Origin of the sequence: Acidisphaera rubrifaciens HS-AP3, assembly GCF_000964365.1 — a bacterium.
In the GTDB taxonomy this organism is placed as follows: Bacteria; Pseudomonadota; Alphaproteobacteria; order Acetobacterales; family Acetobacteraceae; genus Acidisphaera; species Acidisphaera rubrifaciens.
Genome location: NZ_BANB01000749.1, coordinates 1 through 1476, shown reverse-complemented (window position 1 = coordinate 1476; position 1476 = coordinate 1). Strand labels below are relative to the sequence as shown.

At 75.5% G+C, this 1476-nt stretch carries 2 protein-coding genes; both read left to right on the top strand.

Annotated elements, in window-relative coordinates:
• The coding region (mnmE, locus tag B8460_RS17215; protein ID WP_048862850.1) for a tRNA uridine-5-carboxymethylaminomethyl(34) synthesis GTPase MnmE at positions 1 to 1178 on the top strand (1178 nt) is incomplete at its 5' end.
• Positions 1179 to 1198: 20 nt separating this feature from the next.
• On the top strand, positions 1199 to 1476 hold a 278-nt coding region (locus tag B8460_RS17210; protein WP_048862849.1), incomplete at its 3' end, for an FAD-dependent oxidoreductase.

Here is a 1476-nt window from a genome sequence, read left to right as displayed (position 1 = left end):
GCGTGCCGCCGCCGCGCCGGGCCGCGCTGCGGCGGCTGCGCGACGCGGGGGGCGCGCTGCTCGATCAGGCGCTGGTGGTCTGGATGCCGGGGCCGGGAAGCTATACGGGCGAGGACGCGGCGGAGCTTTCGCTGCATGGCGGCCGCGCGGTGATCGAGGACGTGGCGGCGCGGCTGGCCTCGCTCGGCGCCCGTCCGGCCGAGCCGGGCGAGTTCACCCGCCGCGCCTTCCTCGCCGGACGGATGGACCTGACGGAGGCCGAAGCGGTCGCCGACCTCGTCGCGGCGGAGACCACCGCGCAGCGGCGGCAGGCGCTGCGGCAGCTCGAAGGGGGATTGCGCGCCCTCTATGACGGCTGGGCCACGCGCCTGCACCTGATGCTGGCGCAGGCGGAGGCGCTGATCGAGTTTCCGGACGAGGACCTGCCGCCGGACGAGGAGGCGGGCCTCGCCGCCGCCATCGCGGCGCTGCGGGACGAGGTCGCCGGGCATCTGGCGGACGGACGGCGCGGCGAACGGCTGCGCGAGGGGCTGGTATTCGCGATCACCGGGCCGCCGAATGTGGGCAAATCCAGCCTGATCAATCGCCTCGCGGGCCGCGACGTGGCGATCGTCGCCCCCGCGCCAGGCACGACGCGCGACGTGATCGAGGCGCGTGTCGTGCTCGGCGGCGTGCCGGTCACGCTGCTTGACACCGCCGGGCTGCGCGCGACCGACGACCCGATCGAGGCGGAGGGCGGGCGACGGGCGCGGGCGCGCGCGGCCGACGCCGATCTCGTCATCGCCGTCGCCGAGGCGGACGGGCCGCCCCCCGATCCGGCGGCCGGGCTGCGCGTGGTCAACAAGACCGACCTCGCGCCCGCGGCCGGGAGGCAAGAGGACGTGCTTGCCGTCAGCGCATTGACGGGCGCGGGGATCGACACGCTCGTGGACGCGCTGTCGGCGCGGGCGGCGGCGCTGACGGCGACCGCCGGGCCTCCGATGCTGACGCGCGCCCGCCATCGCGCGGCGCTCGACCGTCTGGCGGGCTGCCTTGTCCGGGCGACGCGGGCCGATCTGGCGGAATTGCGGGCGGAAGACCTGCGCCTCGGTCTGCGCGCCCTCGGCACGATCACCGGCGCGGTGGATGTCGAGGCGGTGCTAGACGTCGTGTTCAGCCGGTTCTGCATCGGCAAATAAGGCAAGACGGGACGGAGGCGATGGGCGCGGGATACGACGTGATCGTGGTGGGGGGCGGCCATGCCGGATGCGAGGCGGCGGCGGCGGCGGCGCGGATGGGCGCGCGGACCCTGCTGCTGACGCAGCGTCTCGACACGATCGGCGCGATGTCCTGCAACCCGTCGATCGGCGGCATCGGCAAGGGGCATCTGGTGCGCGAGATCGACGCGCTCGACGGGCTGATGGGCCGCGCGGCCGACGCGGCCGGCATCCATTTCAAGCTGCTCAACCGCTCGCGCGGCCCCGCCGTGCGCGGCCC